Source organism: Sporosarcina trichiuri, from assembly GCF_030406775.1.
GTDB lineage: Bacteria > Bacillota > Bacilli > Bacillales_A > Planococcaceae > Sporosarcina > Sporosarcina trichiuri.
This window is the reverse complement of record NZ_CP129119.1, coordinates 1,208,342-1,225,689: the sequence shown is the minus strand read 5'-3', so window position 1 is coordinate 1,225,689 and position 17,348 is coordinate 1,208,342. Positions and strand designations below refer to the sequence as shown.

Below are 17,348 nucleotides of genomic sequence, written 5' to 3'. Positions count from 1 at the left end.
AGAATATGTCTGTTGAAAAAACTGAAGCACTTCTATCCCAAGAGGAAATGAGAATGCTGATTCAACAGTCCCAAGCAGGCGACAAAGAATCGCGGCGCCGGATGATAGAAGGAAACACACGGCTCGTCTGGTCGATTGTCCAGCGATTCGCATCGCGCGGTGCAGACTTGGAAGATCTCTTTCAGATCGGCTGTATCGGTCTCATGAAATCCGTCGACAAATTCGATTTGTCGTACGATGTAAAATTTTCCACGTATGCAGTCCCCATGATCGTCGGAGAGATCCAGCGCTTCCTGAGGGATGACGGCATGGTGAAAGTGAGCAGATCCATCCGGGAACTGAGCTTTAAAATCCGGCATGCCACTGATAATTATGTGAAGAAATACGGGACGTCGCCTTCCATTTCGGAGCTGTCCGCCGAGCTGGACGTCTCAGTGGACGACATCATCCTGGCGTCGGACGCATTGCGGGATCCGGCTTCCCTCCACGAACAGCTCTATGACAGCGATGGAGACAGCCTGACCCTGATGGATCAGCTGAAAGATGACCGATCTGCAAGGCTGTTCGATCACATTCCGCTCCGCGATGTCGTCTCAAGGCTCAACAAACGGGATCAGACGATCATTTACATGCGCTATTATCTCGACTGCACACAGAGTGATATTGCAGAGCGGATCGGAATTTCGCAAGTGCAGGTATCCCGGCTGGAGAAGAAAATACTGGCACAGCTGAAGACCTGGATGGGCGCAGCAGCAGAGGAACCATTAGAAAAAGCGAGGGCTGATCAGTAGATGAATCCATTATTTGCAACAAAACGTGAAGCGGAAGCCTGGTTTGTCGACAAGTTCGGTACAGGTGAAACATACGACGCCGTCTCCAGGGAGCTGCATCTGTATGATCTGCCTGTCCTGATGCTGTACGTCAATGGCCTGGTAGATGGACAAACCGTCACGACGCTGCTGACGGAAATGCAGGATCAGTCCAAAGAAGTCACAACTTCTCACGATACAGGTGAGAAGTTGCTTTCCTTCTTTCCATATCATGCAGTGGAGCAGCCGAAGAGCCGAGACAATCTGCTGACGTCACTGCTAAGCGGACTTGCGGCTTTCATCACCGAGGATGGTTTCACGATTCTCATCGATGTGCGGAGCTATCCGGGCAGGCAGCCGGAAGAGCCGGACAACGAGAAAGTCATCCGCGGTTCACGGGACGGATTCACGGAAAACATCCTGCAGAACACGACACTGGTCCGCAGAAGGCTCCGGACGGACAATCTGCGTTTCGAGATGCACCAAGTGTCCGCAGTCGGCAAGACGGACGTGGCCATCGCCTATATGAAAGGCGCGGCGAATGAAAAAATGCTCGACGGCATCCGGAAACGGCTTGATGATATCAAGACGGACGGATTGACGATGACCGACAAGTCGCTGGAGGAGTTCCTCTTCAAGCAGCGATTCAATCCGATGCCGTTCGTGCGGTATACGGAGCGGCCGGATATTTGTGCGGCCCATCTCCTGGAAGGCCATATTGCATTGATTGTTGACACATCTCCTTCTGCTATCCTCGTGCCGACTACGATTTTCGACCATCTGCAGCACGCGGAGGAATACCGTCAGGCCCCTTTCATCGGGACATTCGTCCGGTGGGTCAGGCTGACCGGTGCGCTGTTCAGTCTGCTGCTGCTTCCTTTCTGGTATCTGCTCGCCACCAAGACACAGTATATCCCGCAGTTCCTGCATTATATCGGACCCGATGATCCGGGCGCCGTTCCGCTCTTCGTCCAGCTTTTGCTGGCTGATCTTGGGATCGAAGTCCTGAGGATGGCGGCCATCCATACGCCGACCCCGATGACGACCGCCATGGGGCTCGTGGCGGCTATCGTCATCGGCCAGGTGGCGATCGATGTCGGTCTCTTCACGGGCGAAGTCGTCCTATACGTAGCGGTAAGCGCAATTCTGACATTTGCAATCCCTTCTTACGAATTGAGCATCACGACCAAACTATTCAGGATCGCCCTGCTGATTGCGGCAGCCGCAGCCGGAGCTCCCGGGTTCTTCATCATGCTCGCTGTTCTGGTCTATTACCTGAGTTCCATGAAACCGCTCAACACGCCATACTTGTGGCCATTGCTGCCGTTCTTCCCGAAAGCCATGATGCGCATACTTCTGCGCATGCCGATGACTGAAGACATGCCGCGTCCGTTCATCACCCATTCGCCGAAACGGAGCCGGATGCCATAGGCCATTGCCTGCCCTCCTGACTTATGTTAGATTTGTCCATAGATACTGTTTTCCAATCGCCGGAAAACAGGTGACGAACTGCATATTGGAGAGGGAGGGACTGGCGTATGGAATTATACGGAACTCAGACAGTGAACGGACAGGGCCATCTTATGATTGGCGGAGTGGACTCAGTCGATCTTGCTCATATTTACGGAACACCGGTTGTCGTCTACGATACAGCACTTATCCGTGAACGGGCTGCCGGCTTCCAGGCAGCTTTCAGGAAGATGGGTGTGCAGGCACAGGTTGCGTATGCCAGCAAAGCGTTCTCTTCCGTCGCCATCTATCAGCTGGCCGCAGAGGAAGGCCTGTCCCTGGATGTCGTGTCAGGCGGAGAGCTCTTCACCGCCGTCCAGGCGGATTTCCCGCGTGAGCGCATCCATTTCCATGGCAACAACAAGAGTTACATGGAATTGAATTTTGCGTTTGACGAAAAAATAGGATGTATCGTGGCAGATAATTTCCTTGAACTTGGAATGATCAGCGAAATCGCCCAGTCCCGGAAGCAGACGATGAAAATCCTTCTCCGTGTGACACCGGGAATCGAAGCGCATACCCATGAATTCATCACGACGGGACAGGAAGATTCGAAGTTCGGTTTCGATCTGAAGAACGGTCAGGCGGATGAGGCGTTCAGACGGGCAGCGGACATGCCATACGTCGAGGTGCTTGGTCTCCATTGCCATATCGGGTCCCAGATCTTCGAAACGGAAGCGTTCACGCACGCTGCGCATTCCTTGATGGAGAAAATGAAAGCATGGCGTGACGAACATGGTTTCGTATGTTCCGTCCTCAATCTCGGCGGCGGGTTCGGCATCCGGTACACGGACGAAGACAGGCCGCTGGAACCGATGCAGTATGCCGAGGAGATGGCGGAAGTGGTATCCGGCCTGTCAGAGGAATGGGGATACCCGATGCCCGAGATATGGATAGAACCCGGCCGCTCGCTGGTCGGCGACGCCGGGACGACCCTCTACACTGCAGGCAGTGAAAAGCAGGTGCCCGGCATACGGACATACATCGCGGTCGACGGAGGCATGTCGGATAATATCCGTCCGGCATTGTATGATGCCAAATATACGGCGGCAGCTGCTCAGCAGATGCACAGTCCACATGATACGCGTGTGACCATCGCCGGAAAATGCTGCGAATCCGGAGACAAACTGATTACCGATGCCACGCTCCCGCGGCTTCAGGAAGGTGACTTGCTCGCCGTTTTCTGCACAGGTGCTTATACGTACTCAATGGCCGGTAATTATAACCGGCTGCCGCGGCCGGCGGTAGTATTTGCCGAGGAGGGACACCACCAGCTCGTGATCCGCCGTGAAACCTACGAGGATCTCACCCGGCTGGACCTTCCCCTGCAGCAGAAGGTGAGGAAAGGGCAGTAATGAAGAAAAAGAGGAATATCATTTTGTTTGTCAGCATCGCTGTTGTGGCGCTGATTTGGGGTGCGGTCTACTGGTACTATGTCATGCCTGTCATCGACCCCCGCTGAACCATCAGTTGAAAATTGTGCGGGTTTCCTGTAAAATCAACGGATAGGCAATGCTGAAAAAGAAGGGGTATCCATGAAACTTGTTCGCTACAAAAAAATGCACCAGAAAATAGCAATGGGATTTCTTTCTTACATCCCAGGTGAGTATTCTGTGAAGCAATTGCAGGAAATCCTTGCCCGTTATGAAACCGAAGAGGACCTTGAATTATTTCTTGTGAAACAGCAGGAAGATTTCATCGGCATAGTAGGGGCTGAGATTGAAGAGGACACGATGACGGTGCACCACCTGTCACTGAACCCTTCATTCCGCGGGGAAGGAATCGGCAAAGAAGTGATGGCGAAGCTGCAGGAGGAATATCCGGATAAGATCCCGTATGGGAACGATTATACAGATGCTTTCGTCAATAAATGCATGCTGGAAGAAGCAAGAGCGGATCGCTAGCGTCCGCTCTTCTTCTTTTCGTTCCGCAATTCCAGAATATCGGACCGGTCCCTGCGCATATGCTTATGGACAACATCTTCACTGCCGCGGGGCAGCAGCGTCATCGTCCGCCCGGCTTCTTCCGTCTTCTGCAAGAGGGTCTGCGAGAGGACGATGATCGGGAACGGTCTGAACGGCCGGCGCTGCTGCACCAGTCCGCGAGCCGACTCCAGATCCGCGAGCAGCCTGCCGATATCCAGCTCCTCCCTGTACTCGGGATACGAACGAGCGGCAGCTGCGAACCGCTCTGACGATTTGCCGAACGTCCGTGATGCGCCGCTGAAGTTTCCGCGCCGCCAATGGTACATACCAGTCGTCAGCAGGATGAAGGCCGTGAGAGGATGTTCTTTCGAAAAACCGGGCACCGATTTCCAATACTCTTCGAGCACTTCATGACCTTCGAAATAGTCTTGATTCCTATTAAAATAGACGAGAAACTCAACAAAAAGAGGATGATGGTAAGGTTGCATATTATTCTCCTTTACAAGGAATTCCGTCTGCCGAAAGCAGAGAAGGTGAAACCGTGTCATACAAAGTGAAACTGGAAGCATTCGAAGGACCGCTGGATCTTCTGCTCCATCTTATCAACCGGCTGGAGATCGATATCTATGATATCCCGATGGCTCAGCTGACGAACCAATACATAGAACATTTACATGCCATGCGAGTCCTGGAGCTGGATGAACTCAGTGAATATCTCGTACTTGCCGCAACATTGATAGAGATCAAGAGCAAAATGCTGCTGCCGGTCCATGAAGGTGACGTATTCGATGAAGACGGAACAGACTTCCAGATGGAAGATGATCCGCGCGAAGAACTGATCGCACGTCTGCTTGAGTATAAGAGATACAAAGAAGCGGCCGTCCAGCTGAAAGAGTCGGCAGAGGAACGGGCCGTCCACTTCACGAAACAGCCTGCCGACATGGGTGCATACGGAACGCTCCCGCAAAACGATACAGGGGAGGCCCTCAGCGTTTTCGATTTAGTCGGTGCATTCCAGAAGATGCTGCAGAGAAGGCGGCTGAAAGCGCCCCTGACAGCCAGTATAGCAAACAACGAACAGTCTGTCGGAGAAAAGATGGATGAGATCATGGGCAGCATCGTACAAAAAGGCGGCCGCTGTACGTTCGATGAACTTTTCGACGAGGGGGATGTCAGTTCACTGGTCGTCACATTCCTGTCGGTTCTTGAACTGATGAAACGCAGGGATGTCTATGTCGAACAGCAGGGGAACTTCGACCGCCTGTACATCATGCTGCCAACTGGAGGAACGAATGGATGACAAATACGAAACGGCTGGCAGCCTCAATTGAAAGCTTCCTGTTTGTTGCGGGGGAAGAAGGACTGCCATTGAAGCAGCTGGCTGCCCTGACCGTCTGTACGGAAGGGGAAGTGACCGCCGCACTGGAACACCTTCTCGGACAATATGAGGCGAGGGAAGACAGCGGCATCACACTCCGCCAATACAGCGGCGGCTATCAGCTGGTGACGAAAGCGGAATTCGCGGAGGACATCAAACGGCTGTTCGAGAACCCGCCTTCCAAAATGATGACCCAGGCCGCGCTTGAAGTCCTTGCCATCATCGCATATAAACAGCCTGTGACACGGGTGGAAGTCGATGAAATCCGGGGCGTCAAATCCGAACGGGCCATCCAGACACTGCTGTCCAAAGGATTCGTCATGGAAAAAGGCCGGCTCGAAGCGAGCGGGCGGCCTATCCTCTACGCAACGACCCCTTACTTCCTCGACCGGTTCGGGCTGAATACATTGGAAGACCTTCCCGAACTGCTGCAGGAAACGGACGACGAAGAAGATACCGATCTATTTTTGACCAAGTTCCAGGATATGCTTGAAACAGAAGAAGGTTAAGGAGGAAATCATGCTTGAAGAAAGCATTTGTATGCCTGCTGCTTGTGCTGTTCGTCAGTGTTCCATTCCAGCTGCCCGCGTCGGCGGCTGTGCATTCCTCGTGGGCCGTCATCGATGCGGACACAGGAAGGCTGCTGGACGGGTATCACCCCCATGACAGACTGCCGATTGCGAGCCTGACGAAGATGTGGACGGCTCTGACGTTCATCGAATCCGGCGTGACTGAAAAAGAGGTGGAAATCTCTCCGCGGGCCGCTTCGGCGGAAGGATCCTCCATCTATCTGACGCCGGGCGACTCGGTTTCATCGGAAGACCTCCTGTACGGTCTCATGCTGAGATCCGGCAACGATGCGGCTGCAGCTCTCGCTGAGCATGCAGGCGGCTCGCTTGAAGGATTCGTCACGATGATGAATGAGCAGGCGCGGCTCTACGGCCTGGAAAACACCCGTTTCACGAATCCGTCCGGCCTGCATGACGAGGAGCACTTATCCAGTGCATATGATACCGCCATGATGCTGCATTACGGCATGAAGAACAAGGAGTTCCGAAAAATCGCCTCCACCGAGAACTATACGTCCGGTATTGGTCAGGCAGCCGCCTGGCAGAACAAGCACCGGCTCGTGACATCCGATACGGATGCCGTCGCCGGAAAGACGGGATTCACGAAGGCAGCCGGCAGGACGCTCGCTACGTATTTCGAGCATGGCGGCAAACGGGTGATAGTGGTGACGCTGAATAACGGCAACGACTGGAACGTCCATAAGACACTTGCCGCTGAAGCTTTCAAAACCCATGATATCGTAAGGATCGCGAAGAAAGGCACATACTCGGTACTGCCGGGTGTCACAGCTGAACTGGACCATCCGATCGAACTTCTGCTTACCAAGGATGAACGGAAAAAGACAACATCCATCATGCGGCTGCCAAGAAGCAGTTCCAGCGGGGACACCGGCCAGTGGATCGTCACGCTCGGCCAGGAACCTCTGGTGACAGCTGCTGTGAAACTGACAAGGACCGATTGACCGTAAACATGATGAGAGACTGCACAGAACAATGAGGCGGCGTCCCATTGTACCGTGGAGTCTCTTTTTCATGTGAATCGGCTGTTTTGCAAAGTATCGAGGCGGGCGCCCGGCGATTTACAGTCGGTCTCCTTTTCATTTGCTGTGAAATGTGACATAATTTTTTAGACTGAAGAATGAGGTGACGGAATGGAAAGACTGCAAAAAGTATTAGCCCGTGCAGGCGTGGCATCCCGCAGGAAAGCGGAAGGTCTGATCACAGACGGGAAAGTGAAAGTGAACGGCACGGTCGTGACGGAGCTCGGTACGAAAGTGACGGCGTCAGACCGGATCGAAGTGGAAGGCATCCAGATCGTCAAAGAGACATTCGTCTATTATCTGCTCTACAAACCGAGAGGATACATCTCGACGGTCCACGATGAGAAAGGACGGAAAACGGTTCTCGATCTGCTGCCGGGCGTCGAACAGCGTATTTTCCCTGTAGGCCGTCTGGATTATGACACGTCCGGTGTGATCATACTGACGAATGATGGTGATTTCTCCTATACGATGACCCATCCGAAATACGGCATCAAGAAGCAATATATTGCAAAAGTGAAAGGTGTTCCCACGAGGGAAGCACTGAAGAAGCTGGAAAACGGCATCGAGCTTGAAGACGGAATGACAGGCCCGGCCCATGTCAAACTCCGTTCAATGGACAAGAAAGCGCAGACCGCTCTTGTGGAGATTACAATATCAGAAGGCAGGAACCGCCAAGTGCGCCGCATGTTCGATGCAATCGGCTGCCCCGTCGTCAAATTACGCAGGGAATCGTTTGCGAACCTGACCACACACGGTCTCAATGCAGGTGAAGCGAGGGAACTCACAACGCACGAAGTGAAACAGCTGCGGGTCCTTGCCGAAACCGGCACAATTGGCTGAACAATCGCCAAGTGTCACAAAACGCTCACGAAGCGACTCCATTCAAAAACACATCTTTGTTATAATAAAGGTTGCTGTGCAGGAGCTGAACGAATCACGTGAGGGGGGAAAGAAGTGGCGAAAATGGACAAGAAGAGAAAGCGGCTCATCATACGGGGTGTCATTCTCCTCCTTCTTGCAGCTGCCATTGTCTTTGCACTGACTTCTAAGAAGGAGACAAAAACTCTTGCAGCAGGAGACCGTGCACCTAATTTCGAACTCCTTGATATGGATGGCAGCAAAGTGAAGCTGTCCGATTACGAAGGCCAGGGTGTCTTTTTGAATTTCTGGGGAACATGGTGTCCTCCCTGTAAAAAAGAGATGCCATATATCGAAAAGCATTACAAGGAATTCAAAGATAAGGGAGTCCAGGTCCTTTCCGTCAACATCGGTGAGTCCGACTTCAAAGTCAGCACGTTCATCGACCAATATGGACTGACGTTTCCTGTAATGATCGACAAAAATAAGAGTGTCAGCCGCAACAGCTACAATGTTGTTCCTCTGCCGACCACAATGCTCATCGACAAAGACGGCGTCATTCAAAACATTATTACACGGGAAATGAGCGAGACTGAAATCGTCTCACTCATGCAAAGCGTACAGCCCGAGTAAGGAGCAGGGTACCAATGAGCAAAATCAAATGTCAATGCGGTCACGAGAATCCATACGGCACAGTACTCTGTGAAAAGTGCGGCCGGCCGCAAACGGATGAGGCAAAAGACAGTAAAATGGTGGACATGCGCTACGAAGGGTCCGCCAGGCGATCACAGACCTATAAAAAATCGATCATCGACAAAATCTGGAACTTCTTTTCGAGCGTCAAGATCGGAGTCAGCATCATCGTCGCTGTGCTGTCCGTGTCCGCTATCGGCACGATCCTGCCGCAGAAGTTCTATGTCCCTGTAGCCGGGAACGATCCATCCGAGTACTTGGATTACTATGAACGTCTGTATGGAACATTCGGCAAGATCTACTATCAGCTGGGCTTTTATAATATCTATGACAGCTGGTATTTCAAAGTCCTGATCGGCATGCTCGGCACGTCGATCATCATCGCCAGCCTGGACCGTGTCATCCCGCTGTACAAATCGCTGAAAAAGCAGCGGACGAAGCGCCATCTTTCCTTCATGAAACGTCAGCGGATCTACGGGGAAGGTCCTGTAACGGATGCTGACCATTCCATGACGGAAGCGGAAAAAACATTGAAAGAGCTTCACTACAATGTGAAAACCGAAGACGGAGCGATCCTCGCGGAAAAGAACCGCTTTTCGCGCTGGGGTCCATACGTCAATCATACAGGCCTTATCATATTCCTCCTCGGTGTGCTGTTGAGGGGCATCCCGGGCTTCTACGTTGACGAGACGATGTGGATCCGTGAAGGTGAAACAAGAGAGATTCCGGGCGCTCCCGGCTATCTCCTCGAGAACGTCGCATTCACGATGGAGACATATTCAGAGGAAAATGCTGATGCTGTATTCGATGAAGCCATCCAGAAGAACGGCGCCATCGTCAGCAACTATCAGTCCGATGTCAAGCTGTACAAAGAGAAAGAAGGCAGCCTGCCGGGTTCTGCTGATGTCGAATTCATCAAGGAATACCCGATCGTCGTCAACAAACCGCTGACATTCGACGGCTACAGCATCTTCCAGATGGATTTCAAGACCGGGGAATTGAAAAACATGACCTTCTCCCTTCAGAACAAGGAAACCGGTGAATCACTCGGTGATTTTACGGTCGACTTGAACAATCCGGCGAAGAAGTATGATGTAGGAGACGGTTCTGCAGTCGAACTGATGGAATACTATGCAGATTACGACGGCATCAAAGACGGGGAACCGACCTCCAAATCACCGATTCCGAACAATCCGGCCTTCATTTTCAATATGATCACGCCTGAGCATCCGGAAGGTGAAAAGAGTTTTGTCGCCATCCGCCAGACGCTCGAGGTGGAACCGAACGATTACGAAGTGAAGTTCCAGGATGCAGACACCCGCAATGCTTCAGGTCTGACCATCCGGAAAGACAAAACGCTGTACATCCTGCTTCTTGGCGGTATCGTCTTCATGATCGGTGTCATCCAGGGATCCTACTGGCAGCACCGCCGCATCTGGATCCAGAAGGGGGACAGCGCCGATATGGTGCTTGCCGCCCATACGAACAAGAACTGGTATGCGCTGAAAAAGGATCTGGATAAAGTGAAAGAAGCAGCAGCCCTTCCCGAGTATACGGATAAGCAGGACAAGGATGCAGCGGCTGATGCAGTGGAAGGAGAGACAGTTTAATGGATTACGCTTCGTTAAGTGCCAATTTACTGCTGATTTCGTTTGTCGCGTATTTGCTCGGGACATTCTTCTTCGGCGGAGCAGTGAAAAAATCGAAGTCCGAGAAAACGTACAAAGACAGTGTATGGGGGAAAATCGGCATTCTGATCACGATTGTCGGTTTCATCTCCCAGCTCGGCTACTTCATTACACGGTGGATGGCCTCCGGGCATGCACCTGTCAGTAACATGTTTGAATTCACGACAGCGTTCAGCATGATGCTTGTCGGTGCATTCATCCTGATCTTCTTCATCTACAAGACGCCTTCACTCGGATTGTTCGCTCTGCCGATCGCAATCGTGATCATCGCCTATGCGAGCATGTTCCCGCGGGAAATCACACCGCTGATCCCTGCACTGAAGAGTTACTGGCTGACTGTTCACGTCATCACAGCGGCAATCGGGGAATCGATCCTGGCAATCAGTGCGGTTGCCGGTCTGATCTATCTGGCGAAAAATGTGGATCTGACGAAGAAGTCGAAAGAGCGGTTCTGGCTGGAAGCCGTCATGTTCACGCTGGTGCTGGTGCTTGGCTTTGTTGTTTCGTCTTCTGCATTTACGCTTTCAGGCTATGAAGCGAAATTCAATTATGTCGACAAGAACAACCAGCCGGCAGAAATCACGTACAATTATCCGCCGCTCTTCGGCATGCATGACTATGAACAGGTAACGACTGACACGATGAAACCATGGGCGGAAATGCCGGCGATCGTCAATGCGAAGACGCTGACGACATTCGTCTGGTCGCTTGCATCCGGAATCGTGCTGTACGTGCTGCTGCGCCTGATCTTCAGGCGGCCGATCGCAGCCGTGCTGCAGCCGTTCGCGAAGAAAGCGAACTCCCAGCTGATGGATGAAATCGGTTATCGGTCTGTCTTGATCGGGTTCCCGGTGTTCACCCTCGGGGCACTCATCTTCGCGATGATCTGGGCTCACGAAGCCTGGTCGCGTTTCTGGGGCTGGGACCCGAAAGAGGTCTGGGCGCTCATCACATGGCTGTTCTATGCGGCATTCCTCCATCTCCGCCTGTCGCAGGGCTGGGAAGGGAAGAAATCCGCCTGGCTCGCGGTCGTCGGGTTCGTCATCATCATGTTCAACCTGGTGGCTGTCAACCTGATCATTGCAGGTCTCCATTCATACGCATAACCAACAGACCGCACAGCCTATCCGCTGTGCGGTGTTTTTATGGACCCTTGCGATACAGGAAAGAATGGCGGCCGCCATCGTGCAGCTCTGCCGAAGCACACCAGCCGGGCACGGTGCATATTACACAGCAAAGTATTGTAGTTTCTTTTTCGGAAGAGGACAAGTACAATGAAGACAGCAGTTCTGAAAGGGGCAATCGTCAATGGATGAAAACGTCAAATTGCTCGTCGTAGACGACGAAGACCGGATACGCCGCCTTCTAACGATGTATCTTTCACGTGAAGGCTATGAAATGGATGAAGCACAAAACGGAATGGAAGCATTGGAGAAAATCCAGGAAACACAATATGACTGCATCCTGCTGGATGTCATGATGCCTGAGAAAGACGGTATCGAAGTTCTGCATGAACTCCGCGCTGAAGAGGACCAGACGCCGATCATCCTCCTTACGGCTAAAGGAGAAGAATCGGACCGGGTCACCGGTTTCGAGACAGGAGCGGACGACTATATCGTGAAACCGTTCAGTCCGCGGGAGGTCGTCCTGCGCGTGAAAGCGCTTCTGCGCCGTGCCGGTGCTGTCAATGGGACGCAGGCGACTGCATCTTCGAAAGACCTTGTCGTGTTCCCGCAGCTGACGATCGATCATGATGCACACCGGGTCACCGCGGAGGGCAAGGAAGTGAGCCTGACGCCGAAGGAATACGAACTCCTCTATTTCCTGGCAAAAGCACCTGACAAAGTATTCGACCGTGAGCAGCTGCTGAAGGAAGTCTGGCACTATGAATTTTTCGGCGATCTGCGTACTGTTGATACACACGTCAAGCGGCTCCGTGAAAAGCTCAACAGAGTATCCGAACGTGCTGCCAAAATGATCGTTACAGTGTGGGGAGTCGGCTACAAGTTCGAGGTGCCGGCTGAATGAACCGAATATGGAATTCAATCGTCGGGAAGCTATGGGCAACCATATTGCTTCTCGTTTCATTTGTCCTGTTCATCGTAACGGCTCTGCTGCTGGAGTTCTTTGATAATTTCCATACGCGTCAGGCGGAAGAGACGCTTCTGCGTGAAGCCAATACGATTGGAAGCATCATTCAGGACCATGATAACGAACAGGCGATGCAGCTGGTCGTCCATGACATCCTGAATAACGGAACGAGCGCAATCATCGTGGATAATACAGGGGGCATCGCCTATTCGTTCCACGATAAGGATCTGGACGCAAAGCCGATTGAAAGTAAAATCCTGCAGGACGAAGAACTCAGCAGCCGAAGCGGAAAGGACAGCCTTTCCAAGCAGATGATCCTCCCGTCGATGACGGAAAAGGACGTATCCGAACGGTATATCGTGAGTTCCGCACCGGTCCCGAACGACCGGGCGAGCCATGTCATCGTCTATCAAAGCTTCGAAGCCATCCATGATACGACGAAATGGACGACGCATATCGTCCTGCTGTCGGCGTTCATCGCATTCCTGCTGACGACCTTCTTTGCGTTCTTCCTGTCCACGCAGATCACACGGCCGCTCCGGCAGCTGAAAGAAGCGGCATTCCAGCTGTCGAAAGGGAATTTCAATGCAAGGATCCCCGTGAAGCAAAATGATGAAATCGGTCAGCTGTCGACAGCATTCAATCAGATGGGCCGGCAGCTGAAATACAATATGGAACTCATCAAGCAGGACAAGGAACAGCTTTCCAGCATCCTGACGTCCATGACAGATGCCGTCATCACATTCAATCGCGACCACACGATACTGCTGAGCAATCCGCAGGCGGAGAAGCTGCTGCAAAAATGGTCGTTCCTCAACCAGGAAACCGACGAACTTCTCCCCCCGGAGATCAACCACATGCTCGAGCATGCGATCACCTTCGCGGAGGAAGTGGATGCCGAACTTGAAATCGGCGGACTCTACTTCGTCGTAGCGATCAGTCCGCTGTACAGCCGGAACAGCATCCGCGGGGCGGTCGCGGTCCTCCGCGACATGACGGAGCAGCATCAGCTCGACAAGCTGCGGTCGGATTTCATCGCGAATGTATCCCACGAACTGCGCACGCCGATTTCCATGCTGCAAGGGTACAGTGAAGCGATTCTCGACGGAGTCCCGGAGACAATGGAAGAGAATCATGAAATGGTGAAGATCATCCATGACGAATCCCAGCGTATGGGGCGGCTCGTCACCGACCTGCTGGACCTGGCAAGGATGGAGTCGGGCCATATGCGTCTGTATAAGTCGGAAATGGCAGTCGTGCCGTTCCTTCTGCGCGTGCAGAACAAGTTCACACAAGTGGCGAAAGACAGTGAAGTGTCACTGTCGGTACAGCCGAACGGCCAGGAATCCCTTCATATCCAGGCGGACGAAGACAGGATCGAGCAGGTGTTCACGAATCTGATTGACAATGCAATCCGGCATACGCCGAATGGCGGCAGTGTGACGCTGTCGGTCGAGAAGTACCCGAAGAATGTCGCCATTTCCGTGACCGACACTGGCAGCGGGATACCGGAAGAGGATCTGCCGTACGTGTTCGAACGTTTTTACAAAGCGGACAAAGCGCGGACACGCGGGAAAAGCGGTACAGGGCTCGGACTTGCCATTGCAAAGAATATCGTTGAATCCCATGGCGGCACGATCAGTGCGAGACGGGGTGACGGCGCAGGCACAATCTTCACCGCTGTCCTTCCTCTGGAATAATATGTGTAACATTCCGGCCTGAAAGCCGTCAAATCGAGTGAACGAGGGGGATTGCTGTGGACGAAGCCGTATTTCATCATCTCTATGAAACGTATCATCGGGATGTGTTCAACTTTTTGACATACTTGACGAAAGACCGGCAGCTGGCGGAAGACTTGTCGCATGAAGTATATGTGAAGGCGATCCGCGCATACTCCTCGTTCGAGCGCAGAAGCAGTGAGAAGACGTGGCTGTTTTCCATCGCAAAAAACGTGGCGGTCGATCACTTCAGGAAAACAACTGTCCGGAAACGTCATGCCGACCGGTTTTTCGACTGGGACACCATGGAAATCGAGTCCGACAAGAAAACGCCGGAACAATGGGCGGTCGAGAGCGAAGAAATACGGACGGTGCTGCGGTTGCTGGATGACTGCACAACCGATCAGCGTCTGGTGCTCATCATGAGGTATATGAATGATTTGACGATTGCTGAGACGGCAGCATCTCTTGAATGGTCGGAAGGAAAAGTGAAAACGACACAGCACCGGGCCCTGAAAAGGCTGAGAAACCAGATGGCTGCTGCGGACAGGGAGGAGGACCGATGAATGGGGAAAAAACGGGATGATGAGATGCTTGAAAAACTGCTCCGCTCCCTGCCTGAGCAGAAGGATACCCGCTCCCGCGAGGAAATCCTGAAAAGGCTGCAGGACGACGGCAGGTTATCCGGTAAACCGTCGATTCCGTCGCGCAGACGCAAGAAATGGCGGATACCGGCAGCCGCAGCAGCCGCCGCGGTTCTCCTGGCGGCCGCTCTTTTGGTCCCTGCCTTCCTTGACCGGCAGAACGGCAGCAGGGAGTCGGCCGATGCCGTCCTGGAAGACAGGGACGACAAAGCCGCCGATCAGAAACTGGGGAATACGCAGGATGAATCGGAGAAATCCATGCCAGCTGAGTCGCGGATGATGATGGAGACCGATGAATTTGCTTCGAAGCAGGCGGTCTATGCGGATGAATTGGACGGGAGGCGCATCCTCCATATCGGCCTGCAGGACAGCCAGGCCGTAAGTTTGCCGGTCTCACTGACGCTGACGGGAGAGCAGCTCAGCGAAAAAGGTCTCGCCGGTGATTCGACTGACCTTGAAATATACAGGGTGTTTGCAGGTGAGCTGGATGAAGAGGCGCTCGGTTTTGAGGACTACCATCCTTACCAAGCGGAGTTGAAGGAAGAAGGGGCCCGGCTCGATGTGCTCCTCGATGATGACCATGGATATGACCGGTCTGCCGCCGCCATCGAAGTTTTCTTCCACTCTTTGCAGCAGACTTTCCCTTCCTATGAAGAGATCAGGATCCTGGATTCTTCAGGGAACCCTGCAGAATTCGATGAGATGGGAACAGTGCCGCCAATCCATCCGTCCAAATTACCGAAAACACCGTATTTTGTATATACGAAATACGATAAGAGCCAGCTTCTTGCACCGAGCTTCATGCAGAGGGCGGATTCGTTTGCAGAAGCGGTCAGCGCGATGCAGACCGAACCGAATGACCTGTTCACCTCGCCGATCCCCGCAGGGACACATCTGGAAGTCGAACAATCCGGACAGCTGGCGACTGTTACATTTGACCCTGCCCTGTCATTGGGGGAGTTGGGAAAAGAGCAGGCAGACCTGCTCATGGACAGTCTGGCATTGACAGCCGCGAGCTTCGGTCTTGAACTCCAACTGCGTCAAGTGGAGCCGTCCGAGTGGAACGGGATCGATCTCCGGCACGCCCTTCCGGCAGCCGCCGGGGCAAATCCCCGGGCAATGACAATCGGGAATGACTAACCTGTAAACAGACGAGTTTACAGGCTGGTCTTTTTTTTGTATACTGGGAGTGTAATAAAATATTGATTCATCTTCGGGGCAGGGTGCAATTCCCGACCGGCGGAAATGGAAGCGAAAGCTTTTTAGCCCGCGAGCCTAACAGCTGATTCCGGTGTGATTCCGGAGCCGACAGTATAGTCTGGATGGGAGAAGGTGAAGGCGAAGCCGTCTTTTTTGTCTGTTTGACAGCGGCTTATTTAAGTGCGCCTATCCGGGTTTACCGGGTTTGGCGGTGCTTATGTAACCACGTCTGAACTCTCCCTTCAGTGATTCGACTGGAGGGATTTTTTTTGAAGGCGGACAGTGAAAGCGGCAGAACCTTTCCTATTTGTGAAGAGAATCGCAAAAGGAGAGAGTATGATGAACAGCAAGAAACTGCGGGCGATGATCTTGATCGCCATCCTCGGCAGCATCTCAACGGTGCTCATGCAATTCAATTTTCCGCTGCCGGCTTTACCCGGATTCCTGAAGATCGATTTCAGTGAAATTCCGGCAGTCCTGGCAGTGATGACCCTCGGCCCGGTTGGAGGGATTTCTGTTGAACTGCTGAAGGTTGTCCTGTATTGGTTCCTTCAAGGCAGTCCGACCGGCGTACCCGTCGGCGAGATCGCGAACTTCGTGACCGGCGTATTATTCATCATGCCGATCTATTTCATCTTCAACAAGTTCCGCAATTCCCGCGGACTGACAGCGGGACTCGTGACCGGAACGGTTTCCATGGCAGTCGGTATGAGCCTGCTGAACTACCTCGTGTTCCTGCCGGCGTACACATTCTTCCTGAATGCACCGCCAGTCACAGGGGATGGGCTGTATACGATGATCGTGCTCGGAATTCTGCCGTTCAACCTCATCAAGGGAGCCATCCTGATGGTCATCACACTGCTTCTGTTCAGGAGCATGCAGAGCTGGATCAGCCAGCAGCATCGGAAACTATCCGTATAAAGAAGAAAAAACAGGCTTGTCCGCGTAACGCGGCAGCCTGTTTTTAGTCTTCATATTTAAGCGGATCCCCATCAAATGGATCGTCTGCGATTTTGATGGAGTCTGTCGGACAGCCGTCGAAAGCATCTTCCAGGTCCTCCAGCAGTTCTTCTGGAACTTCGGTATTTCCCGTGTTATCATCTAGGATAACGTACGCAATACCCTCATCATCGTAGTCGTATATATCAGGCGCTGCAGCTCCGCATGCTCCGCAGGCGATACATGTGTCCTGATCTACAATAGTGAACTTACGAGTAGACATG

Annotated in this window: 18 protein-coding genes and 1 riboswitch; of the genes, 16 read left to right on the top strand and 2 right to left on the bottom strand. The window is 52.8% G+C overall.

All coding sequences use genetic code 11. The features are described 5' to 3' along the window. Nucleotides 1-5 precede the first annotated feature (5 nt). From QWT68_RS06525 to QWT68_RS06510, 4 genes are all read left to right on the top strand, one after another. A complete protein-coding gene (locus tag QWT68_RS06525) occupies nucleotides 6-791 on the top strand; it encodes a SigF/SigG family RNA polymerase sporulation sigma factor (RefSeq protein WP_040286768.1) in 786 nt (261 codons plus the stop codon). After that, on the top strand, nucleotides 792-2,240 hold the full coding sequence (locus QWT68_RS06520; protein ID WP_290150244.1) for a spore germination protein: 1,449 nt from the start codon (nucleotides 792-794) through the stop codon (nucleotides 2,238-2,240). A gap of 107 nt (nucleotides 2,241-2,347) precedes the next feature. Then, entirely contained in the window at nucleotides 2,348-3,673 is a 1,326-nt protein-coding gene (gene lysA / locus QWT68_RS06515) for a diaminopimelate decarboxylase (protein ID WP_290150243.1), read from the top strand. Between the two features lie 258 nt (nucleotides 3,674-3,931). Beyond that, nucleotides 3,932-4,222, top strand: a complete 291-nt coding sequence (locus QWT68_RS06510) for a GNAT family N-acetyltransferase (protein WP_244898707.1) — start codon at nucleotides 3,932-3,934, stop codon at nucleotides 4,220-4,222. On the opposite strand, the gene QWT68_RS06505 is transcribed toward QWT68_RS06510, so the two are convergent. Beyond that, complete coding sequence (locus QWT68_RS06505; protein ID WP_290150241.1) at nucleotides 4,219-4,731, bottom strand: DUF309 domain-containing protein; 513 nt, start codon at nucleotides 4,729-4,731, stop codon at nucleotides 4,219-4,221. The genes QWT68_RS06510 and QWT68_RS06505 overlap by 4 nt on opposite strands. Nucleotides 4,732-4,784: 53 nt before the next feature. On the opposite strand from QWT68_RS06505, the gene QWT68_RS06500 reads away from it, so the two are divergent. The 12 genes from QWT68_RS06500 (at nucleotide 4,785) to QWT68_RS06445 (ending at nucleotide 17,046) form a co-directional block, all read left to right on the top strand. Next, complete coding sequence (locus tag QWT68_RS06500) at nucleotides 4,785-5,543, top strand: segregation/condensation protein A (protein WP_040286763.1); 759 nt, start codon at nucleotides 4,785-4,787, stop codon at nucleotides 5,541-5,543. Further along, a complete protein-coding gene (gene scpB, locus QWT68_RS06495) occupies nucleotides 5,540-6,130 on the top strand; it encodes an SMC-Scp complex subunit ScpB (protein ID WP_040286762.1) in 591 nt (196 codons plus the stop codon). Before QWT68_RS06500 ends, scpB begins: the two co-directional genes overlap by 4 nt. A 14-nt stretch (nucleotides 6,131-6,144) precedes the next feature. Then, a complete protein-coding gene (locus QWT68_RS06490) occupies nucleotides 6,145-7,152 on the top strand; it encodes a D-alanyl-D-alanine carboxypeptidase family protein (RefSeq protein WP_040286761.1) in 1,008 nt (335 codons plus the stop codon). 189 nt (nucleotides 7,153-7,341) lie between these two features. Further along, a complete protein-coding gene (locus QWT68_RS06485; protein ID WP_040286760.1) occupies nucleotides 7,342-8,073 on the top strand; it encodes a pseudouridine synthase in 732 nt (243 codons plus the stop codon). Between the two features lie 123 nt (nucleotides 8,074-8,196). Further along, nucleotides 8,197-8,724, top strand: coding sequence for a thiol-disulfide oxidoreductase ResA (gene resA, locus QWT68_RS06480; RefSeq protein WP_040287266.1), 528 nt, complete (start codon nucleotides 8,197-8,199; stop codon nucleotides 8,722-8,724). A 14-nt stretch (nucleotides 8,725-8,738) separates the two neighbouring features. Beyond that, nucleotides 8,739-10,394 carry a cytochrome c biogenesis protein ResB gene (gene resB / locus QWT68_RS06475; RefSeq protein WP_290150238.1) on the top strand — a complete coding sequence of 552 codons (1,656 nt, stop codon included), beginning with the start codon at nucleotides 8,739-8,741 and terminating at the stop codon, nucleotides 10,392-10,394. Next, nucleotides 10,394-11,578: a c-type cytochrome biogenesis protein CcsB gene (ccsB, locus tag QWT68_RS06470; RefSeq protein ID WP_040286758.1), complete on the top strand. Its 1,185-nt coding sequence runs from the start codon at nucleotides 10,394-10,396 to the stop codon at nucleotides 11,576-11,578. Before resB ends, ccsB begins: the two co-directional genes overlap by 1 nt. Before the next feature lie 202 nt (nucleotides 11,579-11,780). Continuing rightward, nucleotides 11,781-12,500, top strand: a complete 720-nt coding sequence (locus QWT68_RS06465) for a response regulator transcription factor (RefSeq protein ID WP_040286757.1) — start codon at nucleotides 11,781-11,783, stop codon at nucleotides 12,498-12,500. Further along, a complete protein-coding gene (locus tag QWT68_RS06460) occupies nucleotides 12,497-14,263 on the top strand; it encodes an ATP-binding protein (RefSeq protein ID WP_290150235.1) in 1,767 nt (588 codons plus the stop codon). Before QWT68_RS06465 ends, QWT68_RS06460 begins: the two co-directional genes overlap by 4 nt. A gap of 56 nt (nucleotides 14,264-14,319) precedes the next feature. Next, the gene (locus tag QWT68_RS06455; RefSeq protein WP_290150233.1) at nucleotides 14,320-14,847 is read left to right on the top strand and encodes a sigma-70 family RNA polymerase sigma factor; all 528 of its coding nucleotides are present in this window, start codon (nucleotides 14,320-14,322) and stop codon (nucleotides 14,845-14,847) included. Next, nucleotides 14,848-16,065 carry a hypothetical protein gene (locus QWT68_RS06450; protein ID WP_290150231.1) on the top strand — a complete coding sequence of 406 codons (1,218 nt, stop codon included), beginning with the start codon at nucleotides 14,848-14,850 and terminating at the stop codon, nucleotides 16,063-16,065. 65 nt (nucleotides 16,066-16,130) lie between these two features. Further along, nucleotides 16,131-16,263: riboswitch (FMN riboswitch) on the top strand. 201 nt (nucleotides 16,264-16,464) lie between these two features. Next, nucleotides 16,465-17,046: an ECF transporter S component gene (locus tag QWT68_RS06445; RefSeq protein WP_040286753.1), complete on the top strand. Its 582-nt coding sequence runs from the start codon at nucleotides 16,465-16,467 to the stop codon at nucleotides 17,044-17,046. Between the two features lie 43 nt (nucleotides 17,047-17,089). Here QWT68_RS06445 and QWT68_RS06440 read toward each other — a convergent pair whose 3' ends face one another. Beyond that, entirely contained in the window at nucleotides 17,090-17,347 is a 258-nt protein-coding gene (locus QWT68_RS06440) for a ferredoxin (protein WP_040286752.1), read from the bottom strand. Nucleotide 17,348 lies beyond the last annotated feature (1 nt).

Excerpts from the sequence above, each read along its gene's own strand:
- scpB (WP_040286762.1), top strand. The coding sequence starts at position 5,540 with ATGACAAATACGAAACGGCTGGCAGCCTCAATTGAAAGCTTCCTGTTT.
- QWT68_RS06450 (WP_290150231.1), top strand. The coding sequence starts at position 14,848 with ATGGGGAAAAAACGGGATGATGAGATGCTTGAAAAACTGCTCCGCTCC.
- ccsB (WP_040286758.1), top strand. The coding sequence starts at position 10,394 with ATGGATTACGCTTCGTTAAGTGCCAATTTACTGCTGATTTCGTTTGTC.
- QWT68_RS06505 (WP_290150241.1), bottom strand. The coding sequence starts at position 4,731 with ATGCAACCTTACCATCATCCTCTTTTTGTTGAGTTTCTCGTCTATTTT.
- resA (WP_040287266.1), top strand. The coding sequence starts at position 8,197 with ATGGACAAGAAGAGAAAGCGGCTCATCATACGGGGTGTCATTCTCCTC.
- QWT68_RS06485 (WP_040286760.1), top strand. The coding sequence starts at position 7,342 with ATGGAAAGACTGCAAAAAGTATTAGCCCGTGCAGGCGTGGCATCCCGC.
- QWT68_RS06525 (WP_040286768.1), top strand. The coding sequence starts at position 6 with ATGTCTGTTGAAAAAACTGAAGCACTTCTATCCCAAGAGGAAATGAGA.
- QWT68_RS06440 (WP_040286752.1), bottom strand. The coding sequence starts at position 17,347 with ATGTCTACTCGTAAGTTCACTATTGTAGATCAGGACACATGTATCGCC.
- QWT68_RS06465 (WP_040286757.1), top strand. The coding sequence starts at position 11,781 with ATGGATGAAAACGTCAAATTGCTCGTCGTAGACGACGAAGACCGGATA.
- QWT68_RS06445 (WP_040286753.1), top strand. The coding sequence starts at position 16,465 with ATGAACAGCAAGAAACTGCGGGCGATGATCTTGATCGCCATCCTCGGC.
- resB (WP_290150238.1), top strand. The coding sequence starts at position 8,739 with ATGAGCAAAATCAAATGTCAATGCGGTCACGAGAATCCATACGGCACA.
- lysA (WP_290150243.1), top strand. The coding sequence starts at position 2,348 with ATGGAATTATACGGAACTCAGACAGTGAACGGACAGGGCCATCTTATG.
- QWT68_RS06520 (WP_290150244.1), top strand. The coding sequence starts at position 792 with ATGAATCCATTATTTGCAACAAAACGTGAAGCGGAAGCCTGGTTTGTC.
- QWT68_RS06460 (WP_290150235.1), top strand. The coding sequence starts at position 12,497 with ATGAACCGAATATGGAATTCAATCGTCGGGAAGCTATGGGCAACCATA.